This window comes from Candidatus Cyrtobacter comes, assembly GCF_034470605.1.
In the GTDB taxonomy this organism is placed as follows: Bacteria; Pseudomonadota; Alphaproteobacteria; order Rickettsiales; family Midichloriaceae; genus Cyrtobacter; species Cyrtobacter comes.
Genome location: NZ_JARGYT010000106.1, coordinates 1 through 3,476, shown reverse-complemented (window position 1 = coordinate 3,476; position 3,476 = coordinate 1). Strand labels below are relative to the sequence as shown.

Sequence of the window (3,476 nt, the reverse complement as noted above, 5' to 3'; positions counted from 1 at the left end):
ATGGATGACATAAAGTTTCATAAGAATGCAGATGTAATAGAGGAGATTAAGTCAGTAGTTGGATGCGAAGTATTGTTTTTAACTCACCAGATTTAAACCAAATTGAGCATTATTGGTTTAAGATTAAGCATTTAGTTAGAAAATATAGAAGAAAATTTGTACAGACACCCTAGCTTATGTGCTAAAAACTGTCTCAACCTCTTTTGACTAGGCTATATAATATATCACTTAAATTTTGATGCTTTTGATCAAGGGATGTGTGTGTCTATAGTGCAGGATTGCTAATCATTGCTACAATCATATCTAGCAATGATTAGCAATCCCATAGTTATAACAAAGTAATATCAAAGAGAGAATATATAGCGGAAGCACTATAGAATGATTACATTAAAAGTAATTTGATTAAACTTAACTCAGTGATAATTATAGTATTTATGAGATTAATGCTATTTTATGACGCTTTAGCTATATAGTGATTGAAGCTGAACTAGCATAGGCTGTAGTATATGCGATGTTGTTGTCTACGCTTTCCTAAAATAAAACAGCGATGATAGATAAAGCTGCCATGATAGAAGCTAAAAAATTGAGTCTAAGGTACTAGATTAACAAAAAACGTTACCATCAATTCCATGCTATAGTTGTTTCCATGTGATGGTTTTAGAGAAACTTATCGCTATCTATATATGCATTGTCATGCATATAATAAAACTTTCATATGCGCCAACTAGCTCATGTTAAGCTAGTTGGCGCATATTTTTCTATAAAGATTTTATACAATATAAAATATATAGAACCAATATATTAGGTAAAAAACTATATAGTTTTCTACCTAAACTGCTTAATATGGCGATTTTATCATGATCTATGAATAACGCCTATCAGTATGCTGTGTTTTTATATCATCTATAGGAATTCTAGTACCAAAATCCCCATCTATTGCAATATTTATTGCTTCCATTGCATTTGAAACTGGCAAGATCTCGAGTGTTCCCCTTATTTCTAACGGTATCTCCTCTAGATCCCTTAGATTTTCTTGAGGAATAATAACCCTCTTTACCCTTGATCTTGACGCTGCTAGTAATTTCTCTTTTAAGCCTCCAATTCTTAGCGCCCTGCCACTAAGAGTAATTTCACCTGTGATTGCAATATCAGCGTATATAGGCGCTTTAATTAAAGTTGATAATATAGATATACATATACCAACACCGGCAGAAGGGCCATCTTTAGGTATGGCTCCCTCTGGGACATGTATATGTATATCTGTCTCTTTAAATATTTTATCATCTATACCAAAAAAGAATGCTTTAGACCTGACATAGCTCAATGCGGTCTCAACTGACTCCTTCATTACATCACCCAGCTTACCAGTTATCTTAACTTTTCCGTCACCTTTCATAGCAACAGATTCTATTTCTAGAATATCACCGCCGGCTTCAGTATAGGCAAGCCCATTCATAATACCTATCTTCTTTTCGCTTTTTACAAAATTATTGATATATTTAACGGATCCAAGAAAATCCTTCAAATTATCTTTGGATACAATTTGTTTTTCGTAATTACTATCCAAAAGCTTCTTTCTAATAAATTTCCTTATGACTTTTGCAATATCTCTATCAAGCTGCCTAACTCCAGCCTCCTTAGTGTAGCTTTCTATAAGAAATTTTATAGCCTCTTCTTCAAATACAACTTCCCCTTCTTTAACAGAATGAAATTTATTTTGTTTAGGTATTAGGTACTGCTTGGCAATACTAATCTTCTCGCCATCCGTATATCCAGAAAGTCTTATTACCTCAAGTCTATCAAGTAAAGGTCTTGGTAGATCTAAACTATTTGCCGTTGCTATGAATAGCACATTAGAAAGATCATAATTAACTCCTATGTAATGATCGCTAAACGACTTGTTTTGCTCAGGATCAAGTGCCTCTAAAAGAGCTGATGAAGGATCACCTCTGTAATCAAAGCTTAATTTATCTATTTCATCTAACAAGATTAGAGGGTTGCTAGTTTTGGCCTTCTTCATAGCTTGTATAATCTTACCAGGCATTGCGCCAACATATGTTTTTCTATGCCCACGTATCTCGGCCTCGTCCCTCATTCCACCTAGTGCTATCTTTACAAAATTCCTACCAGTTGCAGATGCGATGGACTTTGCAAGGGAGGTTTTGCCAACTCCAGGAGGGCCAACCAAGCATATTATAGGTCCTCTCATATTATTTGTCCTAACCGTCACGGCTATATGCTCTAATATTCTATCTTTTACCTTTTCAAGGCCATAATGATCCTTATTGAGTATGTCCTCTGCCTTAGAGATATCTTTATTGATTTTAGATATCTGTTTCCAAGGTATTTCTAGAAGCCAATCTACATAGCTTCGTATTACAGATGCTTCTGAAGACATCTGATTCATCATCTTTAATTTCTTTATTTCAGATAGAGCTGTATCTTTTGCTTCCTTAGACATCTTGGAACTTTTGACTTTTTGCTCAAGGACCATGAGCTCTTCCTTATAATCTTCTTCGCCGAGTTCTCTGTGAATGGCTTTTAGTTGCTCATTTAAATAATAATCCTTTTGATTTTTTTCTATTTGATTTCTGACACGATTTCTTATTCTCCCCTCTGCTTTTAATAACTCTATCTCAGAATCTATATAGACAAGTATCTGCTCCAATTTTTTTGGTATTGAAGTTATTTCTAATAAGGCCTGCTTTTTATCAACAGGCAACATTAGGTGCGCGCTAATCAAATTACAAAAATCAGAAAGATTTGATATTTGAGATATATTATCGTTTATTGTTTCTGGATTTATCCTTTTATTTATAGACAAATATTCCTCAAATTTATCTTGTACGGACCGTTTTAGTGCCAACACCTCTTTTTCATCAGTATAATCATCATCTACCAATGGTAAGACATGAGCATACATTGTTTTTGCCCTTGTATATAACTTATCTATCTTGACCCTTTTTATACCTTGAACAACAACTTTTATAGTCCCTTCCTGTACTTTTGATGTTTGTAATATTTTTGCTAAAACACCAACAGAAAATATCTCTTCCTGCTTTGGCATATCTTTGGAAGCATCTTTTTGGGTTATTAAAACAAGTGTGTTGCTATCATCTACACTCTCAAGCGCATTAATAGACTTTTCCCTACCAACAAAGAGCGTAACCATCATATCAGGAAACATCACCAAGTCTCGAAGCAAAAGTGCAGGAAAGCGGTCTTTCATGTTACTTTTATTAACAAAATTCACTCTAAGGCCTAAATATAGGTTGTAATCACTTATTGACAAGTGTAGTGGCAGAATTATTTTCCCGCACACTAAATTGAGACATGCAACACTTTATCATAACATTGATATAATGTACTCAAATATATAGGCACTGTTAACAAAGGTTTTGCCAAATAATGGAAAAGATGCAATATTATATTGGAGGCGATAAATATGGTATTTAGATGGATAAAAGGTTGTTTCC

1 protein-coding gene is annotated in these 3,476 nt (G+C 34.0%); it reads right to left on the bottom strand.

The genetic code is table 11. The annotated features are described in order from the left end of the window. Positions 1-862: 862 nt before the first annotated feature. Positions 863-3,229, bottom strand: a complete 2,367-nt coding sequence (gene lon, locus Cyrtocomes_RS05600) for an endopeptidase La (protein ID WP_410519708.1) — start codon at positions 3,227-3,229, stop codon at positions 863-865. Positions 3,230-3,476: the final 247 nt, after the last annotated feature.

Bases quoted from the DNA above. Each gene is read 5' to 3' on its own strand.
- lon (WP_410519708.1), bottom strand. From the start codon at position 3,229: ATGAAAGACCGCTTTCCTGCACTTTTGCTTCGAGACTTGGTGATGTTT.